Raw genomic sequence first — 23,063 nt, 5'->3', positions numbered from 1 at the left:
TATTTATTAACCTTTCTAGTGTTCTGAAGAATCAGTATTATTCTCACTGGCAGAATCTTCTTTCACAATAACTTTAACTGTACTAGGATTCGAATCTATAATACCAGAATTTATCTGTTTAATTGTAATTAACTGCGATTTTTGTTTATCAGCCTTGGTTACATCGACGGGAACTTCCAGTTCCGTTAACTTCTCTAAGACCGACCTTTTAGCATAAACTTGAACCTTATCGACATTACTATTAAAGGTGTAATTCTTATTCCCCGTATTCTTACCCACGAACTTAAGGTTTACAGTCTTATTAGGCAGGGAGATTGGTATTTTAACATTAGTCGTTTGCGGATTAATCAGGACTGATAAAGTATGCCCCTGAATATCTAAAGCTTGCAGTAAGACTTCCTGCTGAAAGTTAGTTTTTGTATTCTTAGGGACATTAATTTGCGCCACAACTTGACTAACTCGTTCTACTTCTGAACGGGCTCCAATTACCTGTACTACCTGCGGATTAACTTTTAGCTCATGAACTTGATAACCAGTTGCAATTTGTTTTCGATCATAATTTGTTTGAATCGGGAAAGTTTCCTCTAATCTTGGTTCAATCTTAATATCTAAGGAGCTAGGTTTAATTTGATAAGTTAGATCTCGATTTAAGCCGCGTTGTTTAACTCGGACACGATGTTTTCCCACCCCCAAACGATTTAAATCAATATAAGTTGTAAAATTCTGCGTATTCTTAGTTGCTGTAACTAAGGCCGCTGGCCCCTTAACTTTCACGGTAACTTGCTTCGGGTAACCAGTAATAAAATAGGCTTGGGTGTTGGCATTTACTTGGAGATTCATAGTTATAGTAGCACTTTTATTTGCAACCGCAACATTATTCGAATTAGCACTATCCCGCGTATTATTCAACAAAGGTGAAGAAATACTAACATAAATCCAGATAGCTAAACCTAACGATAATACGATATAAAAATATTTTGATTCTGCAAAACGGCGCCAATATTTCATCACTTCTGCTCCTTTTGAGAATGATGTCGGGAAAATAAATTAGTCAAAAATGATCCGGTCGGTTCTTCAGGGGTTTTTAATTGCGCCTTGAGATAATTTAAATAATCACTTTGGCTTAAATCTGACAACATATGATTATTATGGGTAATCATTACCGAGCCAGTTTCCTCCGAAACCACCACTGTCAAAGCGTCAGTAACTTCACTGATCCCCACTGCGGCCCGATGTCGGGTTCCTAATTTTTTGGGAATCGCATTACTTTCAGAAAGAGGTAAATAAGCTGCGGCCGCTTCAATTTTATTATTACTAATAATTACGGCTCCATCATGCAACGGGGTATTGGGAATGAAAATATTAATCAATAATTCCCCCGTCACCGCCGCATTCAACTCAACCCCAGTTTCGGCGTATTCCTCTAAGCCAGTGTCCATCTGAATCGTAATCAAGGCTCCAATCCGTCTCTTGGACATATACTGGATGGACTTATCTAAAGCAGCAATTAAGCTGTTCGCCAGTTCTTTCTTTTCATTTCGGACCGGAAAAAGAAAAGGCATTCGCCCTAATTTCTCTAAACCACGACGAATCTCCGGTGTAAAGATGATAATAATGACAATTACTGACCAATTGAAAACTTGATCAGTTAAAAATGCCACCGTTTTTAAATTCAAAAACCAACTCACAATTTTGATGATAATGATGATTGTCAGCCCTTTAAGTAATTGGATTGCCTTGGTCCCCCGAATCATCATCAACAGCTTATACACTATATACCAAACAAAGAGAATATCCACTAAGCTGGTGAGTGTTCTAATTGAAAAAAGTTGCAGCCAAATATTTTGCATTTTTTTAGTCCTAACCCTAACTAATTTTATCTTCCCCAATAATCCGTACTTCAGTTTCCAGCTGGACTCCAAACTTTTCTAAAACTGTTGTTTGGATTAAATGAATTAAATCTAAATAATCCGTAGCGGTAGCAGTCCCTAAATTAATGATGAAACCGGCATGTTTCAAAGAAACTTGGGCCCCACCAACAATTTTTCCTTGCAAACCCGCTTTAATAATTAGCGGTCCAGTAAAATGACCTTCCGGTCGTTTAAAGACACTTCCACAAGAGGGATACTCTAGCGGTTGTTTACTCCGACGGGCCGCATTAAATTGATCCATCTGGGCTTGAATCGTGGTTTGTTCTCCCGGCTGCAATTGAAATTGAACCGCGAAAACAGTTCCTTTATTTTCCTGAACTGCACTATGTCGATAAGAAAAATGAAGCTGTTTTCCGGTTAAACAGATTTGTTGACCACTTGGTAAAATTTCCTCAACTTGGCTAATCACTTGAGACATTTCACCACCGTAAGCCCCGGCGTTCATAAAAGCGGCCCCACCGACACTTCCAGGAATCCCCGCGGCAAATTCTAAACCAGTTAATCCCGCTCGACAGGCAACTTTGGTGACCTCGATAATCGAGGCTCCTGCTTGCGCTTGGATAAGGTTACCGTGAACTTGAATTTGTTTAAATTCGGTCAGCATAATGACCAAGCCCCGAATTCCCCCGTCCTTAATAATTAAATTACTGGAATTACCCAGAGTGGTCACAGGCAATTGGTGTTCTTTGGCATAGTTAATTAATTCCTGTAATTGTTCTAAGTCTTGCGGAAAGGCTAAAAAATCCGCTGGTCCTCCGGTTTTAGTGAAAGTATAATTACTTAACGGTTCTTGCGTTTTTACTTTAATTGGTAAGTCTAAAATTGTCATGGTTTTCTGCTCACTAGCTTTTATTTAAATTCCTATTAGATCAGTCCGAAGAGAATATTTCTCCCCCTACATAGTATAGTATATAATAAATTTATTAAATAATTTACCGAAGGAAGTTAGAACATGAACTTTGTCGCGATGGATTTCGAAACGGCCAATCAAAAAGCAAGTAGTGCCTGTTCTTTAGCCCTTGCTCTCGTAGAAAATAGCCGGATTGTGGATACTTTTTACACTTTAATTAATCCCCAAACCCACTTTAATAGTCGAAACATTGCCATTCATCATATCAATCCCCGTATGGTTCAAACGGCGCCAACTTTCGATCTGGTTTGGCCACACATTAAAGCACTCTTTAATGAAGATCACTTAGTAGTGGCTCACAATGCTCCTTTTGACAATCGAGTCTTAAAAGAAACCCTGGCCTTTTACCAGCTCCAGGCCGCTCCCTATTGGAGCTTGGATACCGTTCGAACTTCCCGTAAATTCTATCCTGAGTTTCCCAATCACAAACTTAATACAGTTGCCCAAGCCTTAAAAATTAAACTAGAACATCATCATCATGCTCTAGATGACACCCTTGCCTGTGCGGAAATTCTCTTAACCACCCAGGCTCAAGTTGGAACTGAAGCACTAAAAAAGATGACCCGAATAATTCAATAAGTCACCTTTTTTACTTTCTCAAAGAAGCCACCAATTCTTGATAGCGCTGGCCTTGGGCTTGGAAAGTCAGTTGGCGTTGCTCATCGGCTTGGGCCAAACGCGTAATTTGAATTCTTAAATACTGCGCTGGTAAAAAGTCTGCAACAAACTGGGACCATTCCATCACAACCACGCCATCGCCGGCAAAATATTCAGATAAACCCAATTCTTCCGGACTAGAATCTTCCAAACGGTACATATCCATATGATAAAGAGGAATTCGTCCCATCTGATACTCACGAATCAAGGTAAAGGTTGGACTTTTTATCGGTCTTGTAATCCCTAATCCTTGAGCCAGTCCTTGCGTAAAGGTTGTCTTACCGGCTCCTAAATCACCATCCAATAATAGAAGATCTTGAGCTTGAAGTAAGTGCCCCAACTTTTTTCCCCAGGCAACAGTCTGGGTGGCATTTTCTGTTCGTAACTGCACTTAAAATTGACCTAAGCTTTCACGGCTTGAGCCGCAGTAATTAAAGCTAATTTGTAAACATCCTCTTCGTTACAGCCGCGAGACAAATCTGAAACTGGCTGATTCAACCCTTGTAAGACCGGACCAATTGCTTCAAAACCGCCAAAACGTTGGGCAATTTTATAACCAATATTTCCAGATTGTAATTCTGGGAAAACAAAGACCGTGCTTTGACCAGCTACCGCAGAATCAGGAGCCTTTTGTTGTGCAACTTCAGGTACAAAAGCAGCATCAAACTGTAATTCTCCATCTACTGCAAGCTCTGGGTGCTGTTCTTGGACAATCTTAGTAGCCTCAGCAACTTTATCAATTTCTTCACCTTTAGCTGAACCCTTAGTAGAAAAGCTTAACAAAGCTACTTTAGGTTCAATATCAAAGACTTTGGCAGTTTGGGCGGAAGTGGCTGCGATCTCCGCAAGTTCTTGAGCCGAAGGATTGATGTTGATTGCACAATCAGCAAAAAGATAGCGTTGGTCGCCCTTTTGCATAATGAAGGCTCCACTAGTCCGTGTTAAACCAGGTTGTACTTTAATGATTTGTAGAGCTGGCCGCACCGTATCACCTGTTGGATGAATAGCTCCAGAAACCATTCCGTCAACTTTTTGCATGTAGACTAACATTGTTCCAAAGTAATTGGGGTCGCGCAACATAGTTTGAGCTTGTTCTGGAGTGTTTTTACCATGGCGCCGCTCAACAAAAGTAGTTACCATATCTGCGAAATCCGAATAATTGTTTGGATCTAAAGTTTCAATTCCTGTGATATCGACTTGAGCAGCACTGGCTGCTGCTTGGACAGCTGTCGGTTCTCCCAAAAAGACCGGTGTTAAAATATGTTCTTGAAATAGACGCGTTGCGGCCTTCAAAATTCGACTATCGGTTGCTTCAGGGAAAACCAATTTCAAATTGTGACCTGTGACTTTTTGTTTCAAGGATGTAAATAATTCCATAATAATAAACCTCCCAAATTTTTAATCAATCTGCTGGGGCAATTGCCAGTCAATTGGTTCTTTTCCATAATTAATCAAAGCTTGATTAGCCTTGGAAAACGGCCGTGAACCAAAGAAACCATAATTAGCCGAAAAGGGACTGGGATGAGTCGAACTCAAAATTGTATTTCGAGTTGCATCAATCAAACTAGTTTTTGATTTAGCAGCTTTACCCCATAAAATGAAAACTACTTGTCCTTTTTTCGACAGAGCTTGAATCGCCTGATCAGTCAGTTGCTCCCACCCTTTACCTTGGTGGGAAAAAGCTTGACCTTTCCGAACCGTTAATACCGAGTTCAACAACAAAACTCCTTGGTCAGCCCAAGATTTAAGGTAACCGTGGTTGACCGGTTGACAACCAACATCAGCTTGTAATTCTTTATAAATATTTTGTAATGATGGTGGGACTTTGTTTCCTGGTAAAACGGAAAAACTTAGACCATGAGCTTGATTAGGACCATGATAGGGATCTTGCCCTAAAATAACCACTTTAGTTTGGGTATACGATGTCCATTCAAAAGCCTGAAAGATATGAAACATATCCGGATAAATGGTCTGGGTTTGATATTCCTGCTTTAAGAATTGATGCAACTGACGGTAATAATCTTTTTCAAATTCTGGTTCTAAAATTGTTTGCCAATCATTTTTTATTAATTGCTTCAACCTATTAACCACCTGCTATGATAAAATTTGACCTAGAAACTAAAGGAGGAACTGCTGTGATTAAATTAATTGCTTCAGATATGGACGGAACCCTTTTAAACCAGCAATCTCGCGTAAGCGCTTTAAATATCGCTACTATCAATCAAGCTCATGCTCAAGGGATTAAATTCGCCATTGCCACTGGACGAACTTTAGATGAAGCTCGTCCCTTTGTGCGAAAGTTAAACTTTCAGCCGGATTTCATTACGCTTAATGGGGCTCTGGTCTATAACCAACAGTTCGAGCCTGTAGTTCAAATTCCGCTTCGCCACCTAACTCTCCAGCATAGTATTCAGATCCTCCAAAAGTATAATCTATACTTTGAACTAGTTACTAACGCCGGTCTCTATTCTAATAGTCGTCAGCTTCGTTTGCAAAATATGATTAAACATCTGCAACACCTGAACCCGACTTTATTGTACAAGAAGGCGTTCTCACAAGCAACTGCCCGTCTCCCTTCTTTAAAGATTCACTACGTCCCCGATTATCAGCAACTTTTACAAACGAAAAATATAAAAGTTTTTAAAATTATTGCTTTTAATCTCCAAGATTCCCCTGACTTTACTGATGCTAAACAAGAATTAGCCCTAGATGATCAAGCTATTATTACCTCCTCTGGTCGCAACAACTTAGAAATCAACGATCGGCAGGCTCAAAAAGGTCTAGCCTTAAAAAAATTAGCTCAACAATTAGGCTTTGACTTAAAAGAAGTTATGGCAATTGGCGATAACTTAAATGATTTTTCCATGATCCAAACAGCTGGAGTTGGGGTAGCGATGGGCAATGCCCTCCCAGAAATCAAAGAAATCGCCCAGTATCAAACTGCTACTAACGTTCAAGACGGGGTGGCCCAAGCAGTCCATTATGCCCGTCAATTACAATAGTATAGAAGGGGCTGAAAGTAATGATTTATTATTTGAAGTTTAATGCGGCTAATCTGCCTGGCATTATTCAAGTTAACGATACTGAAAAAAAGTTTGCTTATCTGCTCGTAAAAACTGCCCCTACTTGGCAACAAAATTATCAATTACGGACCGCCAATCAGACGGTAGTCGGAGGAATTTATCAAACTTCAGCTCATCTCTGGCCCAACTATAGCCTTGTCCTAGGAGATCATTGTGTCGCTAAAATTATTCATCTTAATGTATCCCGACATCAATTAATGTTGGTTCCCACTTTTCATTGGATCATTCACGGAAATTTAATTGAAAATAATTACTTTATCCAAGGTCCTCATCGAAAAATTATGATGACTGTTGATAATATTTACTATCCCGATGGCCATGAAGGCTATCTCTTGCGGATCGCCGCCTCTGTTGAACCGCCCCTAGGAATCTTAATTGCGGCAATTTTAAATCAGACCAGTCGCAAAAATAAAACCCAGCGTTCCTACCGTCGTTTTCTTAACCGCCGCTGGAGTGTCAATTAAAGCCTTGCTTTTTTCAACGACCAAGCTACCCGCAAAACTAATTGTTCAATCTTTTCCAACTCAAGCGGGACATCGATAGCCAGATAAGCTCCCAAACGATACTGGCGTAAAAATAAAAGTAATAACTGAGAAATAATTAATTGACCTAGTTCGGAGCCAGAAATATCCAAGCGGTCCCCTCCTATTTTTTCCAAAGTTTGGTAAATTAGGCTTAGTTTATGTTTAATTGGACCGATATTTTTTTGGATCAAAGCCTCATTTACCAAAAATTGTTCCAAAATAATTAACACGAAATTTTTATTTTTCGAAATAAAAGTATAGCGATCCTGAATAATAAAGTGAATTAATTTAGGAAAGTCAGTTTCCTTAGACGAATACTCTGAAGGACTTTTTGGCTATATTGGGGCACTAAATTATTGACAATAATTTCTAAAATATAATCTAAGAGCTTATTTTTAGTCGGAAAATATTTAAAAATCGTTGCCTGACTCAAATTAGCAGCTTGAGCAATTGCAACAGTGCTAGTCGCACTATACCCATCTTGAGCGAATAGTTGAACCGCAGCTTGTAAGACTAGCTTCTTTCCGGCTGGCATCTGAGCCTGTTTGATCCATTGATTAAGGTCTTGAACAACTAAATTCGTCATAATTAAATCTTCCTATAGCGACGTAAGCCCCAAATATTGGCGACTAATAAAACGATGAGAAATAAGAGTAAAACTCCCAGATTAGGCAAAATAACCCTTAAACTAGCCCCTTCTAAAACTACTTGCGTCATTGAATCAGCCGCATACTTCAAAGGAAAAATTGCCCCCAAAGCTTGCGCCCAATTGGCTAACATATTACTAGGAATAATTCCCGAAAAAATTAATTGGGGCACCACAATTAAGGGAATAAATTGCATCATTTGAAATTCTGATTGCGCTAGGGTGGAGATTAAAAGTCCCAAAGCCAAGGCAACTAGGGCTAAGAGTCCATTGATTAAAAATAAATTGATGATTGAACCCATGACTTCAACTTTCAAAATATAAATGGTAAATAAAACGATCAAGGCTGTTTGGGCTATGGCCACGAGACCATAGCTTAGCAAATATCCCAGAATAATTTCCGAACGCCTCACCGGTGTCGCTAGTAAGCGGTCCAAAGTTTTTGAGGTTCGCTCCTTCAATAAAGCAATTCCTGAAATTAAAAAAACAAAGAAAAAGACAAAAAAACTCACAAAGATTGGCATAATGGCTGCAAAAAAGTTGGTATCCTGATTACCGTAACGATAATTCTCCTTCAAAACTACTTTCTTAAGAGAGTTTGCTGGCTGACTTAACCCCAATCGCGCTGCCAAACTCGCCTCGGTTTTCAAAAGTTGCTTTTTGTTGATTAGCAAAAGCGGTTTTGATTGCGGTTTTCGCTAAAGCTGTTTTACTCGTATTAGTATTCGCATACAAGCTCCGATACCGTTTAGGACCCTCTTGCTGTAAAACAGTATCAATTTTTTGATCTCTTAAAGCTGCCTGAGCTTGATCGTAGTTAGCATACGCTTGTATTTGCAGATGATCGCTAGATTTTAATTCTTGTTTTAAAGCCGAATCAATCCCTACAGTTCCCATTTTTACAATCGGCGACGTATTCAAAGAGAACACATAATTTAATAAGACTAAAATAACTAAGGGTGCCACAAACATCAACACTAAAGTCCGCCAAGCAACAAGGCGACCCGATCGGCTAGTTAGGCCTCACTCATCCCATGAGTTGTGAGTAAAATTGCCCGTCCTTGATCGTAATTCTTGCCAAATCCCTTGCCGTAAAGCGGGATCAATCCCCACTGTTGGCTCATCTAAAATCAAGAGCTTCGGATCGCCTAGAAAGAGCAATGACCAAAGAGCCGTCTCTTCATTCCACCCGAAAATAGAGCTACTTTCTTATCTAGAGCTGCCGTCAAGGCGACGATTTGCGCAACTCGAGCAATTTCTGCTGACAAAGAAGATCTTGTTAAGTCTTTCGTTTTGACAAAAAAGCTTAAATTTTCGGCCGCGGTTAATGACTCATATAAAGCATCTGATTGAGCCATATAACCGATTGTTTTTAGAATTTGTCTCTGGGCATTACTTGATCAAATACTCGAGCTTAGCCAGAATCCGTCTGCTCAGATCCCAAAGAAATTTTAATAATCATCGATTTTCCAGCTCCTGAAGCTAAACCCGATTCTATATTTCGTAAAACCTGCTGAGTGCCAAAGCTCTTACTAATCTTAGTTAAAGTCAAAATATCAGCTATCTTCTGCCCTCCTTGAGCTTGGACATTTCAGGTGAGTGATCACTCACTTACTAAGGCTGATTATAGCAAGTAACTTTTTTATTAGTAATTTTAGAAACTATTCCATACAAAAACTCCTCTCGAACCGAAAATCTAAATTTTCATTTATTTTCTGGTCCATAAGGAGTTTTTATATTTAAACTATTTAACTTGCAGATGACTAATCTCAATAATTGTCTGCGCTAATTGGCTCAAAGCTTCTACCGTCACAAATTCATAGGGACCATGAAAATTTTCACCGCCATTAAATAAATTAGGAGTTGGTAAACCTAAATAAGTGATTTTTGAACCATCGGTTCCCCCACGAAAAGAAATGATTCGCGGGGTAATCTGGAGATTACGTAAAGCTTGTTGCGCCAATTTTACTGGGGTCGGATCTTTTTTAATAATATCCGCCATATTGTAGTATTGATCGAACATTTTAATTGCAAAGCGTTGATCACCATATTTTTGATTCAGGCGTTCAACAAGTGTCTGTAAAACTTGTTTTCGAGCTAAAAATTGCTCATAGTCAAAATCCCGCACGATATAGACTAAGCGAGCAGTTTCAATTTTGGCAGAGAAATCAACCAACAAATAGAAACCATCCCGACCAGAAACCTCTTCTGCCCGTTGGTCGACTGGAACTTTCCGATCAAATTCTTCCGCTAAAGTTATCGCATTTACTAATTGACCATAGGCTTGTCCAGGATGAACACTGGTCCCGGTGATCGTAATTTCTGCCTGGGCGGCATTAAAGGTTTCATATTCAATATCTCCTACCAAGCCATTATCGAGAGTATAAGCCCAGCGAGCTTGAAAATCGGCGACATCAAAGCGATCAGCTCCGCGACCAATTTCTTCATCTGGACCAAAGGCTACCTTCAAGGCCCCATGCTTAACTTCGGGATGATTTACGAGATAAGTTACGGCTCCGATTAAGCCGGCTATTCCCGCTTTATCATCGACTCCCAAAAGAGTCGTGCCATCGGTGGTAATCAGAGTCTGCCCTAGATAATTTTTTAAATTAGGAAACTTCTCGGGGCTTAATTCTAAACCATTCTCCCACTTAATTGCTTGCCCCTGATAATTAGGATGAACTTGAGGATTAACCTTCTCACTGGCGTAATCTGCCGTATCCAAGTGGGCTATAAAGCCTAAAGCTGGTAAATCTGAACCACTATTTCCGGGCAATAAGGCTGTTAAAAAAGCATTTTGGGGGTTAATTTTAACTTCCTGCAGTCCTAAATCCTTAAGCTGGGTGGCCAAAAGTTGTGCTAACTTGGTTTGACCTTCCGTCGTGGGAACTCGATCTTGGGGAGCTTGTTGATCGGAACGAGTATTAATCTGCACGTACTGCAAGAAATTGGCTAGTAAAGCCGTGTTATCAATTTCATACTTCATTACTTACTCCTTTGTGAAATGGGCTAATTTGAAGTCGTAAGGTACTCCTGAACCATTGTAAACAATTCCTTTAACTTGTGGATTCAATAATTGGGCTTGCGTTGCTTGATAAAGAGGAATTAAAGGTTGTTGTTGTAGTAAACGCCGTTCAGCCTTTTGGAGGACTTTCCACCGTTTTTGAGGTTGGTTAGCATACTTATTTTCTGATAAATCTAGATAATGATCAAATTTAGAATCTTGGTAACCGGAAGCATTATAAGAAGACCCTGTTTCCCAAATATCTAAGAAGTTAATCGGATCAGAGAAGACTGACTGCCACTTAGTAGCAACTAAATCATAGTTTCCTTTTCTTTCCTGAGTTAAACGCTGAACTTTCGGTAAAGTCTTCAAGGTTACTTTCAAGTGCGGTAATTTTGCCATTGATCCTTGAATAAACTCTCCGGTTTTCTTATCGGTTGCCGTATCATCAATTGTCAAAGTTAAATTCAAATTCTTAGTATGGGTTTCCTTCAATCCTTGCCGCCATAACTTTTTAGCTTTTTTCACATTGGTTCCAACTGCTGACTTTACAAGGGTACTCTTGGCAAAGTCTTGTCCCGTCTGCGGATCTTTCGCTAACCCTTGGGGAGTAAAGCCTTGCGGAGTTAAAGACTTATCTTGCAAAACATGCTTAACCAATTGAGAACGATTAATGGTTAAAGATAAAGCCTGCCGTAATTTTTTATTTTTCAAGGCCGGAACTTTCTTTTGATTGACCGTAAGATAACTCATATTAGAAGACTTTCGCGGTGTAAAAGCGGCTTGACCTTGATAATTAGGGACTTGCTCCCCTGCTAAAATTGTCGCATCTACTTTGTGATTTTCATAAAGGCTCAAACCAGTTTGCGGATCTTTGACAACACTTTCATTAATCTTTTGTAACTTAACCCGCTTTTGATCCCAGTAGTGTTTATTTTTAACTAAGGACCAACTAGAACTGCTTCCATCCCATTTTTTGAGGACAAAAGGTCCACTAGCTAGGGTCTTTTGCGAGCTTGTTCCATAACTTTTGCCATACTGTTCAACTACTTTTTGATTTTGTGGGAAGAACAAGGGCCAAGCTAGTAACTTTTTAAAATACGGCACTGGCTTTGTCAAATTGACAGTTAAATGATGCTTCGAAACAGCTTTAATCCCTAAAGTTTTTAAATCAGCTTTTTGTTGATTAATCTCTTCAGCATTCTTTATTTGATACAAATAAAAAGCATCTTGGGAATTAGTTTTAGGATTGACTGTTCGCTGCCAAGAATAGACAAAGTCTTGGGCGGTAATTGGATCACCATTAGACCATTGAGCATGGGGTCGCAACCAAAAGTCATAACGCAAGCCATCCTCAGAAACTTTGGCCTTCCGAGCCAAAGCCAAACGAGGTTGGCCTTTTTTATTAAAACGATACAGACCTTCCTGAGTATTGAGCAAAACATTAAAGCTTAAGGTGTCTGTAGCTTGGGAAATATCAGCAGTAGCTAATTCTGCTGTTTCCGTCCAGTTTAAAGTCTGCTTACTAGCAGCCTGGGTTGTTTGTTGGGGAATACTGACCCCTAATAGAGCCGCGACAGCTCCGACTTGGATTCCTCTTAACCATAATTTATTCATCATGTACCTCCTCAAAAAATAAAAAATCCTACAAACTCGAAAGTTTGCAGGACGATTTTGTCGTGTTACCACCTGATTTTGGCCGAATTCTCACGAATTCAACTCTCAAAAAGTGATCGAAAATTACTTAACCACTTACGCGCTAATGGGCGTCTCCATAGTTACCTTGATAATTACAGCTCGGCAACTAGATTCTAATTTAGACCATCTTCGTTAAATCCAAGGCGATACGTTTCAGCTTTTCGTATCTCTCTGCTGGCCCGTGATTTAAGTACTCATCTAAATTTGCTTCTGGCTAGAATTATAAAAACTAGATTAAGAATTGTCAACAAAAAATTAAAAAAGTTAGCCATTTCTAGAAAATGACTAACCTCCTTGTCGTTTGTTGCTTCTTTCTAAATTTATTACTAGTACTAGCAACGGTTTTAATATAACAACTACTTACGAAAAATACGAGTTACAATAATAAAGAAATGTTTCATTATGCAATGCCTTCTTGAAAATGACGAGAATTATTATCTAAATGACAATTTGCGAGGGAACAGACAGAAACTCAATCACTTCTTCTCGAGGGGCCCGTAATTGGTTACTAAACCATTTCTCCGAGTTCCAAAGAATTCCCCCAACCATAAAATCTGCTAATCCGGGTAAAGCCATTCCTGGTAAAATAACCTCTTGTTCCAGTAAAGCTCTTTTAATTAACTGTTCCCAAAAAACTTTCGGCAAAACTGGTCGGGCTAACTTATAAAAGTTTTGGAATCTTTGCCGCTGTGCGAGGATTTGATCTACACAATAATTCACAAATTCCAGCCAGTTGGTCCCGGCTAGGTCGAGGGCGGTTTGGGTACGCTGCTCAATGACCAGTTCGTATAAATCCGGTAGCCCACCAGCAAAACTCCGATACACTGTACTGCGACTTACTTCCGCATACAGAGCAAATTCTTTGACAGTAAGTATCTCCACGTCAGTCTGTATTAAAATTTCTTCTAAACATTGAGTTAAATACCGGGTTGTAGATTTCATCGAAACAATCTCCTTTAGCAAAAGTTCTTGCCAAAAGTTATCTCAAAATCTGTTTGAAGTTTCGTTGTAATTCTCGTTCTTGGTCGCGCCGCTTAATTGTCTCTCTCTTATCATATTGCTTCTTACCTTGAGCTACTCCCAGCAAGACTTTTGCAAAACCATGCTTCAAGTAAACCTTTAAGGGGACAACAGTAATTCCCTTATCTTGAACTTGATTAGCAATTTTAGCAATTTCTTTTTTATGCAGCAATAACTTGCGATTCCGCAAAGGGTCATGATTAAAACGATTGCCCTGATCGTATGGACTAATATGGACATTAGAAAGTAGGACTTCCCCATTATGAACTTGGGCAAAGCCATCCTTTAAGTTAATCTTATGGGCTCTGATAGATTTAATTTCGGTGCCAGTTAAAACCATCCCGGCTTCATACGTTGTCAAAATATTATAGTCATGCCGGGCTTTTTTATTATTAGCCAGCACATTATCAGACTGTGGTTTCCTATGTTTCATCGTTAATCACCCTCATTTACTTAGTGTTGGGGTTTTGAATTGTGGCGTTCATATTTTCCTGTCCGTTGATGTGACTTTCGATCTGAACGCCCCCCACGTCGGTCTGAGCGGCGGAATTGATTACGGCGCTGTTGTTCAGCGTCAGCTAATTTTTGTTGTTCGGGAGTGAGAATCGGTGCAAAGTCCACTTGACGTTGCTCGGCATCGGCCCGAATTAATTTGACCTTAATAGGATCACCCATCGTATAAGTGTGATGGGTTCTTTTTCCAACCATTGATAGAGCTTGCTCGTTAAATTCATAATAATCATCCAAAAGATTAGAAATATGAACTAAACCTTCAACCGTGTTTTCTAGGGAAACAAACATCCCAAAACTGGTCACCGAACTAATAATCGCATCAAAAGTTTGACCCACTTTGTCAGCCATAAATTCAGCTTTTTTCAGATCAGTCACAGCCCGTTCAACATCAATTGATTTCCGCTCACAAGTCGACGTCCGAATTGCAACTTCATCTAATTGTTCAGCCCAGTGATTTTGAATTTCTGGATCGATTCCTTTTTCAGTATAGCTATGAATCATTCGGTGAACCATTAAATCCGGATACCGCCGAATTGGTGACGTAAAATGCGTATAATACGTAGCGGCCAAGCCAAAGTGTCCCAAAGGATCCACCGCATAACGGGCCTGTTGTAAACTCCGTAATAACATCGTCGTGATAACCGGTTCCTGCGGTGTCCCCGCAACTTTTTGTAAAACCTGCTGGAACATCTTAGGCGTAACCTCATGCAGACTCCCGGGAACACTAACTCCAAAAGAACTGGCGATTTCAAAAAAGTTCTTCACTTTTTCGGAATCCGGTTTTTCATGAACCCGATACAAGAAAGGAACATGAAGTTTATTAAAATGTTCCGCAACAGTTTCATTGGCTGCTAACATGAAGGATTCGATCATTTTCTCTGCTGTTCCGCGTTCTCTTAGCTTAATATCAGTCGGGTGACCTTGTTCGTCGACAATAATTTGGGCTTCAGTTTCTTCAAAGTCCAGCGCCCCTCTTTGATGGCGCATCGCAAATAAGATCTCATGTAATTCCGCCATTGCCGTTAGCATTGGCACTAAATCCGCATATTGTTGCCGAACTTGAGCGTCACCTTCTAAAACTTTATTGACATTATTATAAGTTAAACGGGCATGAGAACGGATTACACTTGGATAAATCTCATGACTTACTACTTGACCTTGGCCATCAATTTCCATATCACAAGTCAAAGTGCAGCGAGCTTCATTGGGATTTAAAGAACAAATTCCGTTGGAAAGACGAAATGGGAGCATCGGAATTACTCGATCTACTAAATAGGTACTTGTCCCCCGTTCAAAGGCTTCCGTATCCAAGGCTGAATTAGGCTGTACATAATGAGTTACATCGGCAATATGCACTCCCAAATGATAGTTACCATTGTCCAATTTCCACAGAGTAACTGCATCATCAAAGTCCTTAGAATCATCACCATCAATGGTTACCGTTACTTGATCGGTTAAATCTCGGCGACCTAGCCAATCAGTCGCTTCTAAATGATCTGGAATCTCTTGGGCCGCAGCTGTAACTTCTTCCGGGAATTCTGCCTTAACATCCTTCTGGTAAACGATCGCCATTTCATCGACTCCAGGATCGGCCTTATTACCTAAAATTCGCGTTGCAATCCCGACCATACTCCGAGGAAATTTAGGATCTGGATACTTGACAATTTCTGTTTGAACCATGTCTCCCATCTGCGGATGCAGGCCCGCATCCTTTAAAAAAACTGGATTATTGGCTAATTTCTTTTCGTGGCTTTTGATATAACCGAGAAGTTGAGTCTTTTGAACCTGAACGTCACTGTAGGGCATAAATTCCCCTACTAATTGCTTAAGTCCATGTTCAATAATTCGGGTTACTTCACCTTCAGCACCATTATCGCCCCACGGATTAGCCGGCTTAATGACTTTAACTTCTACTTCATCATCATTTAAAGCTTGTAAAGTATTGGGCCGTGCAATAAAAATATCCGGCTCCTCATCATCGTAACGTACAAAGCCAAAGCCCTTATCATTAGCCCGAAAATTCCCGGTTACCAACTGATTAACAATCGTTAACTTGAATTTATTTTGATCATGAATCGTGATTTTATTTTCGCCTTCTAGAACTGCCAAAGCTTTTAAAATTCGATTATAAGCTGGAGTTCCATGGAGACGCAATTGGTCGCTAATTTGCTGCGCCGTAAACTTCTGTTCTGGTTCTCGACGGAAAATCTCTAAAACGTCGGAAATCAATTTATTTTTCTCTATCACCATAAGGTTTCTATACTCCTACATGCATTGTTAAAAAATTTAAAACATCGGAAATTAATTGCTCGCGAGCCTGATTAACCGTAATTACGTGTCCCGCCTGGGGATATAAACGAAAATCCACCTGTTGAACTGGTAGTTGTTGTCGAACTTTTTCTGCCGCTTTTACTGGAACCATCACATCATCTTGACCATGACCAATAAAGTAAGGCTGCTGCAATTGAGTTAATTGACTCGTTGTTTCTTGTTGAGCTTGATAAATTGCTTCTAAAGCTTGCGGTAATAACTGATCGACCACTTGACGTTGGCCTTCCTGTTCAGTTTCCGGAATTTGATAGTAATGGCCAATCCAAGTCAGATACTGATAAAATCCCGCCCGGACATTAGTAAAATCGGTTGTGAACAATGGTGAGCCAAAAACTCCTCCACACTGGAGTTCAGGGTGCTTGACTAGAGCTCTCGTAGCAAAAATAGCACCCAAGGATAGTCCAAAAATAGCCCGCGGTGTCTTTCCCTGAGACTGGACAAAGCTTAAGGCAGCTTCCATGTCTTCTTGCCAGCGGGCCGGATTACCCTCTTTTAAAATATCTACCACATTTTCGGTTCCGTGTCCCCGAAACAAAGGAGCGTAGACACTATAATTAGCTTTGGCTAAATTTCGGGCCAAAGCTCGCATATCATTAGGGGTCCCCGTATAGGAATGCAGCAAAATAACAGCTTGAGGTCCCCGATTCCAGAATAAAGATTCTGGCTTCACTACTTTCATTGCACCAACCTCGGTATATAAAAAAATCCTGCTACTAAGAACAGGAAGGGAAAAGAATTATTTTGATGATAAAAACGCTAATGCAAGCGCACCTACAAAGAAAAGGATTGCTAGAATGGTTGTTACCTTTTCCATAAAGGCTTCAAATCCTCGCTTCTTCTGGGTGTTGAACAAATCGCCCGCCCCACCAGAAAGAGCATTTAAAGCATCCTGTTGCTTCTGCGGCTGCATCATAACGGCAATAACAATCAAAATTGAATCAACTATCATGAAATTCATTAATAAATTATACACGTTTAGCCCTCCGCTATTAACACTCATTCAAGGATATCATAAACCCCTAAACTTTACTAGTCAGGAACTGACTTCTAAATCAGATTACTAACCGCTATTTAGCTAGCTCAATAAGCACATTAATTGACTCGAACTGTGAGTTTCCCATTAAGTAGCTGCTGATTTTTAGCAATTAGCTCGATCAGACTTATCTCAAATAATTCAACTTTTAATGACCATAATCTTTCCTAAGATGTGCTTTCAAAAAATATCTCTTAAAACTTAAAGTTATTTTCAAAATAATTCTAAATAAACTTCCGTTTCTTTAGATCAGGAGGATTAAACTAAAGCATCGTTTTCTACAAAATTTTTAAATCTAAATTCTTACCTTATTTAAATTTTAGTTAGAGAAAGATCTTTGATCCGGCTTCCTCAGTAAGTCAGATCTTACTGATCTAAATTAGCTTCTAAACCACGACTTTTAGACTTCTTCATTAAATAATAATTGATACATCGAAACTGTAAGTGGTTGCTTTAGTAATAAATTCATGCCCACGGCAGCTTTTTTCTTTGGCCCCAAAAGTTCTTCTCGCACACTATCTTTTTGAATCATTGCCGGTCCTAGATAAAAGAATCTTTTCCCAATTGCATCACTTTTTTTAACAAACAAGTGGATCTTCATCTGTGGAGTATTTAGTAAACTCTGGACTTCATTTGAGGACAGATGGCGGGGAGTCCGTGTATACCAGCGCAAACTCCGACCATCTTCCAGAGTATTTTGATAGAGGGCACTGCGTTTTTTAAGGGCATCCTTTTGATAAGTAATAAAAATTGGCGTTTCATTCTGACCAACTCGATAGCCATACATGGGGGCAGAAACATCCTTCGGCCAATTAAGCAAACGACAAACATCTTTGCGATCATACTGTTGATATAAGGTAAATTGTTCCCTCTGATTATAATTTTTACTTAGCGAAAGCCCCGTTTTAATTACATCCTGGAATAAAATTTGAAAGCTGGAATTACTCTTGAGCGCTTGGGTCAAAGTCGAAGTCAACTGATAGTCTAAGAGGTTAACTTTCTCAACTAGAGCTTGACCACCGTATTGCGCTTTTTTACTGGTCTTTCCTTGCTTAATGTCAAAAAAACGCAAAGATAAAATATCTTCAACCGCAGTTAACACTGCACTATTAACATATGCTCCCTGCTTTTTGAGAGCCAGCTCGAATTCCGTCTGACTAAGTCGGGAACTTTTCAATAATCGTTGTAATAAAAGCAATTCATGGACTCGCTTACCATTTAATAATTCCTTGGTCAGAAAGGTTAACACTTGGTTTTCATATTCTGATAAGGCCAGATTTTCACCCATTTTGATCAAGAAGATTCCATAATTATTCAAACTATGATTATCAGCAAAGACTGACGGTGAAGTCGAACCATACTGCGCAAAATCAAATAATAGGGGCGGACGCCCAAGCTTCTCTTTTAATTCTTGGTAAGATTTACGTAATTCCTTTAAACTGTCAAGCTTAACTTTCTCTAGTGAGCGCAAGATCTTTTCGGAGGCAATTGTATTAAAATTAATGGTTGATAAACCAATAAAGGTTGGTAACGTAGTTTCTCTCCGGGCTCGATCCTGATCCCGACTGGCATCTTGGTTTAAAGCTAAGGGAATTAAATAATTATTCTTATAATTACCGATAAAGTCGATTACAGTCACGTAATTTTTCCCGGGAAATTTGCGCAAGCCGCGGCCTAACTGTTGCACAAAAACGATGCTCGATTGAGTATTTCGGAGCATCACAATCTGATTTAATGAAGGAATATCAATCCCCTCATTAAATAAATCAACGGTTATCAGATATTCAATTTTGCCTGCTTCCAATTCGCTGATCGCCGTATTTCGTTTTAACTCGTTATCCTGATTAGTCAAAGCCACTGCTGGATGCTTCTTTTGAGTAAAAATTTTGGCCAGCTCACGAGCTTCCTCTTGGCGGCTGCAAAAAACTAATCCTCGCGGCAAGTCACCACAATAACCATAATAATCCAGTTCTTGAAGAACATAGTCAACCCTTTTTTCGGCTAATAGATAGCGTAATTTACTGGTCTCTTCAATTCTTATTCCGTCTTCTTCATAGTCTTGTACTCCCACGTAATGAAAAGGAACGAGCATCTTTTCTTCCAGAGCATCCCGCAAACGAATTTCATAAGCCAAATTATAATCAAAGATTTTATAAACATCTTGATCATCCATCCGCTCTGGAGTCGCTGTCATTCCTAAGCAAAATTGAGGTCGAAAGTAAGCTAGAACCTTCTGATAACTTTTGGCCGCGGCTCGATGGGCTTCATCAATCAAAATATAATCAAATTCTTCTCGAGCTAGCTGAGCCAAAATATCTGGTTGACTGAGAGTCTGGACCGTAGCAAAGATATATTGCCGTTCCAATTGATGTTTATTTCCCGTTAACAAACCATAATTAGCGCGATCACCCGCCAGGACGCGATAAAAGCTGGCGAGAGCCTTTTTAGCGATTTGTTCGCGGTGAACAACATATAAAAATTTTCGAGGATGAAAATTCTGCACGGCAAAGGCCCCCAAATAAGTCTTTCCCGTCCCGGTTGCCGAGACAACTAGGCCCCTTTTTTCTCCCTTAGCAACTAGACCATTTAGTTCTTGTAAAGCTGCTGCCTGCATTTGATTGGGAATAATCTTTTTCAAAGATCCTTGCGACCAAGAATTACTCTCTTGAATGGGCCGCCAATCTGCTTCATATTTAGCTAACCAAGCAGAACTTAGAGGAAGGCTATCTTCTGCTAAGTCTTTGAGTTGTGCACTTATTTGTTGGGTCAGGCTGGCATTTCCCTTTGAACTAATTTTTAAGGCCCACTCATAATTACTCAGTAAAGCTGCCCGAGTAAAATTAGCACTCCCAATAATCAGCGTCTGGTAAGTATCATGCTGAAATAAATATCCTTTAGCATGAAAACCAGCTTTATTGGCAATTCGCACTTGTAAATTAGGAATTTTCTTTAATTCGTAAAAAACTTTTGGATTATTAAAGGCTAGATAATCTCCCGTAATCAAGGTACCGGAAATATTCTTAACTGCTAAATCAGCCATTACCAGTTTGAAGGGCACCAGCATATCTAAAGTCACAAAAGCTACAGCCCAAGTAAAAGTTTGACAAGTCAATAATTCCTGTCTGAGGGTCAACCAAATCTTGTTATCCCGATCATTTTTCAAAATTTTCGGTCCCAGTAATTCATGTCCCGGATAACGTGGATCATATAGGCCGTTAAGAATCGCATCTCGCAGCGGATGATTTATTGGTTTTTCTTCAAAGTTATCCACTAAACGATCTAAACCTCAACCTCTAACAAAATAGGACAATGATCTGCCCGAGCGCCAGTATCTATCATTTCTGAACGTTTAACCTGCTCTGCGATTCGATTACTTACCAACCAATAATCAATTCTCCAGCCAGAATTATTACTCTTAGCTGTTCGTACTCGTTGGGCCCACCAAGAATAAACTCCCGCGATATCACCGTTAACTTTTCTAAAAGTATCAGTAAAACCGGCCGCCAAAAGTTGATCAAAGCCGGCTCTTTCTTCATCAGTAAAGCCCGCAGAATGATGATTATTTTCTGGATGTTTTAAGTCAATTGGCTGATGCGCACAATTATAGTCTCCACTTGCTAAAACCGGCTTCTTTTGGTCCAAACCTTGTAAATATTCGCTATATTTTTGATCCCAAAGCTGCCGTTCAGCCAATCTTTTCAAACCATTACCGGCATTGGGCGTATAAACCTGGGTCATAAAACAGTTTGGAAATTCTAAAGTAATAATTCTCCCTTCAAAATCCATCGGTTCTGGAGCTTCGATCTGCGGATAACTCACTTCAGGTTTTAATTCTTTTTTATAGAGATACATCGTTCCCGCGTAACCCTTCCGCGCTGGTTCTTCGGAAGAACGCCAAACCCAATCATACTCAGGAAACTTTTCATTTAAAATCTCTTGATGCTTTTTAGTCGGTCCGGTTGTCCGCAATTTGGTTTCCTGAATGGCGATGATTGCTGGATTCTTAGCGTGAATTTTCTCCAAAACTTTCCGGGTCTCCTCGGCGCGAGAAGATTCACCCGTGAGGGCAGCATTTAAGGAATCAATATTCCATGAAATTAAAATCATTTTTATCTCCTTTTGATCAATGTTTTTCAACACTGAATTCATCAATATCATATTTAGTGGCCATTTTGAACAAGTTCACTCAAATAATTGATCTTTATTTTTAGGTTTCTAGTTAACAACCCTATCTTAACAAAAATCAACTACTTATTCTGTAAATTTTAACCCTAAATAATACTCACCATTGCAGTAAATTAAAAGTAATTCAACATTCTAGAAGAATAATACCGGCTAACTATCTAGAAACAAAAAAGCTGACCTCCGCAGAGACCAGCTTAAAATAATTTTTACTACTTTTTAACGTTGTAGAAGCTCTTGCCACCCTTGTAAGTTGCAGCTGAACCTAATTGTTCTTCAATCCGCATTAATTGATTGTATTTAGCAATCCGATCAGTCCGGCTCATGGAACCAGTCTTGATTTGGCCTGCATTAGTAGCAACAACTAAGTCGGCAATCGTAGTATCTTCAGTTTCACCAGAGCGGTGAGAAACAACAGCAGTATAGCCAGCTTCTTTAGCCATTTCAATAGCTTCAAAAGTTTCAGTTAAGGTACCAATTTGGTTAACCTTAATTAAGATTGAGTTGGCAACACCCATGTCGATACCTTTTTGGAGATAGTCAGTGTTGGTAACAAACAAGTCATCACCGACGATTTGAACCTTTTCTCCTAATTTGGCGGTCAACATTTGCCAATCTTCCCAGTTGTTTTCATCCAAAGGATCTTCGATAGAAACGATCGGGTACTTGTCAACTAAGTCTGACAATAAGTCAACAATTTCTTCAGCTGTATAAGACTTGCCGTCACCCTTCATGTCATACTTACCAGTTTCGGTATTGTAATATTCAGAAGAAGCACAGTCAAAGGCAATCGCAATATCTTCACCTGGCTTGTAGCCGGCACGTTCAATAGCTTCAACTAAAACTTGGAATGGTTCTTCGTTGTTAGCCATCTTGTTAGGAGCAAATCCACCTTCATCACCAACAGCAGTGGAGTCGCCACGTTCTTTCAAGATTGTCTGTAAGTTATGGAAAGTTTCAGAACCCATCCGAATTGCTTCGTGAATGCTCTTAGCACCTACTGGCATAATCATGAATTCTTGGAAGTCAACATTGTTGTTAGCATGCTTTCCACCATTGATAACGTTCATCATTGGAGTTGGTAAAACATAACTGTTTGGTCCACCCAAGTATTCGTACAAGGGTAAGCCTAATTCGTCAGCAGCAGCATGAGCAGCAGCCAAGGAAATACCTAAAATTGCGTTAGCACCAAACTTGGCTTTGTTAGGAGTACCATCTAATTCAATCATCTTTTGATCGATGGCCCGTTGATCGGTAACATCCATCCCAATAATTTCTTTAGCAATAACGTCGTTGACATTCTTGACAGCTTGAGAAACGCCTTGGCCAACAAAACGAGTCTTGTCGCCATCACGTAATTCAACTGCTTCATGTTCACCAGTTGAAGCCCCAGAAGGAACACTAGCACGGCCAAAACCGCCTAATTCAGTATACATTTCAACTTCAACAGTTGGATTGCCACGAGAATCCAAGATTTCGCGAGCAACAATATCAGTAATTACAGACATGTAAATTCTCCTTATTTTCATTT

At 39.7% G+C, this 23,063-nt stretch carries 22 protein-coding genes and 1 pseudogene; 3 read left to right on the top strand and 20 right to left on the bottom strand.

Features of this window, described 5'->3' with window-relative positions; translation table 11 throughout:
- Positions 1-15: 15 nt before the first annotated feature.
- Genes HU830_RS08120 through murB form a run of 3 tightly spaced genes read right to left on the bottom strand, consistent with a single transcriptional unit; the run spans position 16 to position 2,760 of the window.
- Positions 16-1,008, bottom strand: a complete 993-nt coding sequence (locus HU830_RS08120; RefSeq protein WP_176943250.1) for a CdaR family protein — start codon at positions 1,006-1,008, stop codon at positions 16-18.
- Positions 1,008-1,850 carry a diadenylate cyclase CdaA gene (gene cdaA / locus HU830_RS08115; RefSeq protein WP_176943249.1) on the bottom strand — a complete coding sequence of 281 codons (843 nt, stop codon included), beginning with the start codon at positions 1,848-1,850 and terminating at the stop codon, positions 1,008-1,010. The genes HU830_RS08120 and cdaA overlap by 1 nt, the downstream gene beginning before the upstream one ends.
- 16 nt (positions 1,851-1,866) lie before the next feature.
- The gene (gene murB / locus HU830_RS08110) at positions 1,867-2,760 is read right to left on the bottom strand and encodes a UDP-N-acetylmuramate dehydrogenase (RefSeq protein ID WP_176943248.1); all 894 of its coding nucleotides are present in this window, start codon (positions 2,758-2,760) and stop codon (positions 1,867-1,869) included.
- A 123-nt stretch (positions 2,761-2,883) separates the two neighbouring features.
- Here murB and HU830_RS08105 point away from each other — a divergent pair, with 123 nt between their 5' ends.
- Positions 2,884-3,420, top strand: a complete 537-nt coding sequence (locus tag HU830_RS08105; protein WP_176943247.1) for a 3'-5' exonuclease — start codon at positions 2,884-2,886, stop codon at positions 3,418-3,420.
- A 10-nt stretch (positions 3,421-3,430) separates the two neighbouring features.
- Here the strand turns inward: HU830_RS08105 and tsaE are convergent, their stop codons facing one another.
- Genes tsaE through HU830_RS08090 form a run of 3 tightly spaced genes read right to left on the bottom strand, consistent with a single transcriptional unit; the run spans position 3,431 to position 5,577 of the window.
- Positions 3,431-3,889, bottom strand: coding sequence for a tRNA (adenosine(37)-N6)-threonylcarbamoyltransferase complex ATPase subunit type 1 TsaE (tsaE, locus tag HU830_RS08100; RefSeq protein WP_176943246.1), 459 nt, complete (start codon positions 3,887-3,889; stop codon positions 3,431-3,433).
- Positions 3,890-3,900: 11 nt separating this feature from the next.
- Positions 3,901-4,875, bottom strand: coding sequence for a phosphate acetyltransferase (pta, locus tag HU830_RS08095; RefSeq protein ID WP_176943245.1), 975 nt, complete (start codon positions 4,873-4,875; stop codon positions 3,901-3,903).
- 21 nt (positions 4,876-4,896) lie between these two features.
- Positions 4,897-5,577, bottom strand: coding sequence for a uracil-DNA glycosylase (locus HU830_RS08090; protein WP_176943244.1), 681 nt, complete (start codon positions 5,575-5,577; stop codon positions 4,897-4,899).
- Positions 5,578-5,633: 56 nt separating this feature from the next.
- On the opposite strand from HU830_RS08090, the gene HU830_RS08085 reads away from it, so the two are divergent.
- Together HU830_RS08085 and HU830_RS08080 are read left to right on the top strand one after the other, a co-directional pair.
- Positions 5,634-6,500, top strand: coding sequence for a Cof-type HAD-IIB family hydrolase (locus tag HU830_RS08085; protein WP_176943243.1), 867 nt, complete (start codon positions 5,634-5,636; stop codon positions 6,498-6,500).
- 20 nt (positions 6,501-6,520) lie between these two features.
- Positions 6,521-7,045 carry a hypothetical protein gene (locus HU830_RS08080; protein ID WP_176943242.1) on the top strand — a complete coding sequence of 175 codons (525 nt, stop codon included), beginning with the start codon at positions 6,521-6,523 and terminating at the stop codon, positions 7,043-7,045.
- Here HU830_RS08080 and HU830_RS08075 read toward each other — a convergent pair.
- The 14 genes and pseudogenes from HU830_RS08075 to eno form a co-directional block, all read right to left on the bottom strand.
- The gene (locus HU830_RS08075; RefSeq protein ID WP_176943241.1) at positions 7,042-7,215 is read right to left on the bottom strand and encodes a hypothetical protein; all 174 of its coding nucleotides are present in this window, start codon (positions 7,213-7,215) and stop codon (positions 7,042-7,044) included. The genes HU830_RS08080 and HU830_RS08075 overlap by 4 nt on opposite strands.
- A gap of 173 nt (positions 7,216-7,388) precedes the next feature.
- On the bottom strand, positions 7,389-7,691 hold the full coding sequence (locus HU830_RS08070; RefSeq protein ID WP_176943240.1) for a TetR/AcrR family transcriptional regulator: 303 nt from the start codon (positions 7,689-7,691) through the stop codon (positions 7,389-7,391).
- Positions 7,692-7,693: 2 nt separating this feature from the next.
- A pseudogene (locus HU830_RS08065) lies at positions 7,694-8,723 on the bottom strand (ABC transporter permease).
- Positions 8,724-8,899: 176 nt separating this feature from the next.
- Positions 8,900-9,109: an ATP-binding cassette domain-containing protein gene (locus HU830_RS09115; protein WP_176943239.1), complete on the bottom strand. Its 210-nt coding sequence runs from the start codon at positions 9,107-9,109 to the stop codon at positions 8,900-8,902.
- 386 nt (positions 9,110-9,495) lie between these two features.
- Complete coding sequence (pepT, locus tag HU830_RS08055) at positions 9,496-10,737, bottom strand: peptidase T (RefSeq protein WP_176943238.1); 1,242 nt, start codon at positions 10,735-10,737, stop codon at positions 9,496-9,498.
- A 3-nt stretch (positions 10,738-10,740) separates the two neighbouring features.
- A complete protein-coding gene (locus HU830_RS08050) occupies positions 10,741-12,375 on the bottom strand; it encodes a peptide ABC transporter substrate-binding protein (protein ID WP_176943237.1) in 1,635 nt (544 codons plus the stop codon).
- Between the two features lie 516 nt (positions 12,376-12,891).
- Positions 12,892-13,395, bottom strand: a complete 504-nt coding sequence (locus HU830_RS08045) for a hypothetical protein (RefSeq protein WP_176943236.1) — start codon at positions 13,393-13,395, stop codon at positions 12,892-12,894.
- A gap of 37 nt (positions 13,396-13,432) precedes the next feature.
- Complete coding sequence (gene smpB, locus HU830_RS08040) at positions 13,433-13,906, bottom strand: SsrA-binding protein SmpB (protein ID WP_176943235.1); 474 nt, start codon at positions 13,904-13,906, stop codon at positions 13,433-13,435.
- 20 nt (positions 13,907-13,926) lie between these two features.
- Positions 13,927-16,233: a ribonuclease R gene (gene rnr, locus HU830_RS08035; protein ID WP_407647503.1), complete on the bottom strand. Its 2,307-nt coding sequence runs from the start codon at positions 16,231-16,233 to the stop codon at positions 13,927-13,929.
- Positions 16,234-16,243: 10 nt separating this feature from the next.
- Positions 16,244-16,996: an alpha/beta hydrolase gene (locus HU830_RS08030; RefSeq protein ID WP_176943233.1), complete on the bottom strand. Its 753-nt coding sequence runs from the start codon at positions 16,994-16,996 to the stop codon at positions 16,244-16,246.
- A 57-nt stretch (positions 16,997-17,053) separates the two neighbouring features.
- Positions 17,054-17,290 carry a preprotein translocase subunit SecG gene (gene secG / locus HU830_RS08025; protein WP_176943232.1) on the bottom strand — a complete coding sequence of 79 codons (237 nt, stop codon included), beginning with the start codon at positions 17,288-17,290 and terminating at the stop codon, positions 17,054-17,056.
- A gap of 460 nt (positions 17,291-17,750) precedes the next feature.
- Complete coding sequence (locus tag HU830_RS08020; protein WP_176943266.1) at positions 17,751-20,597, bottom strand: DUF3427 domain-containing protein; 2,847 nt, start codon at positions 20,595-20,597, stop codon at positions 17,751-17,753.
- Positions 20,598-20,629: 32 nt separating this feature from the next.
- Complete coding sequence (locus HU830_RS08015) at positions 20,630-21,457, bottom strand: exodeoxyribonuclease III (RefSeq protein ID WP_176943231.1); 828 nt, start codon at positions 21,455-21,457, stop codon at positions 20,630-20,632.
- A 287-nt stretch (positions 21,458-21,744) separates the two neighbouring features.
- Positions 21,745-23,040, bottom strand: coding sequence for a phosphopyruvate hydratase (eno, locus tag HU830_RS08010; RefSeq protein WP_176943230.1), 1,296 nt, complete (start codon positions 23,038-23,040; stop codon positions 21,745-21,747).
- Positions 23,041-23,063: the final 23 nt, after the last annotated feature.

It is taken from the genome of Bombilactobacillus apium, assembly GCF_013385145.1.
Lineage (GTDB): Bacteria > Bacillota > Bacilli > Lactobacillales > Lactobacillaceae > Bombilactobacillus > Bombilactobacillus apium.
This window is presented reverse-complemented; position numbering and strand designations above follow the sequence as displayed.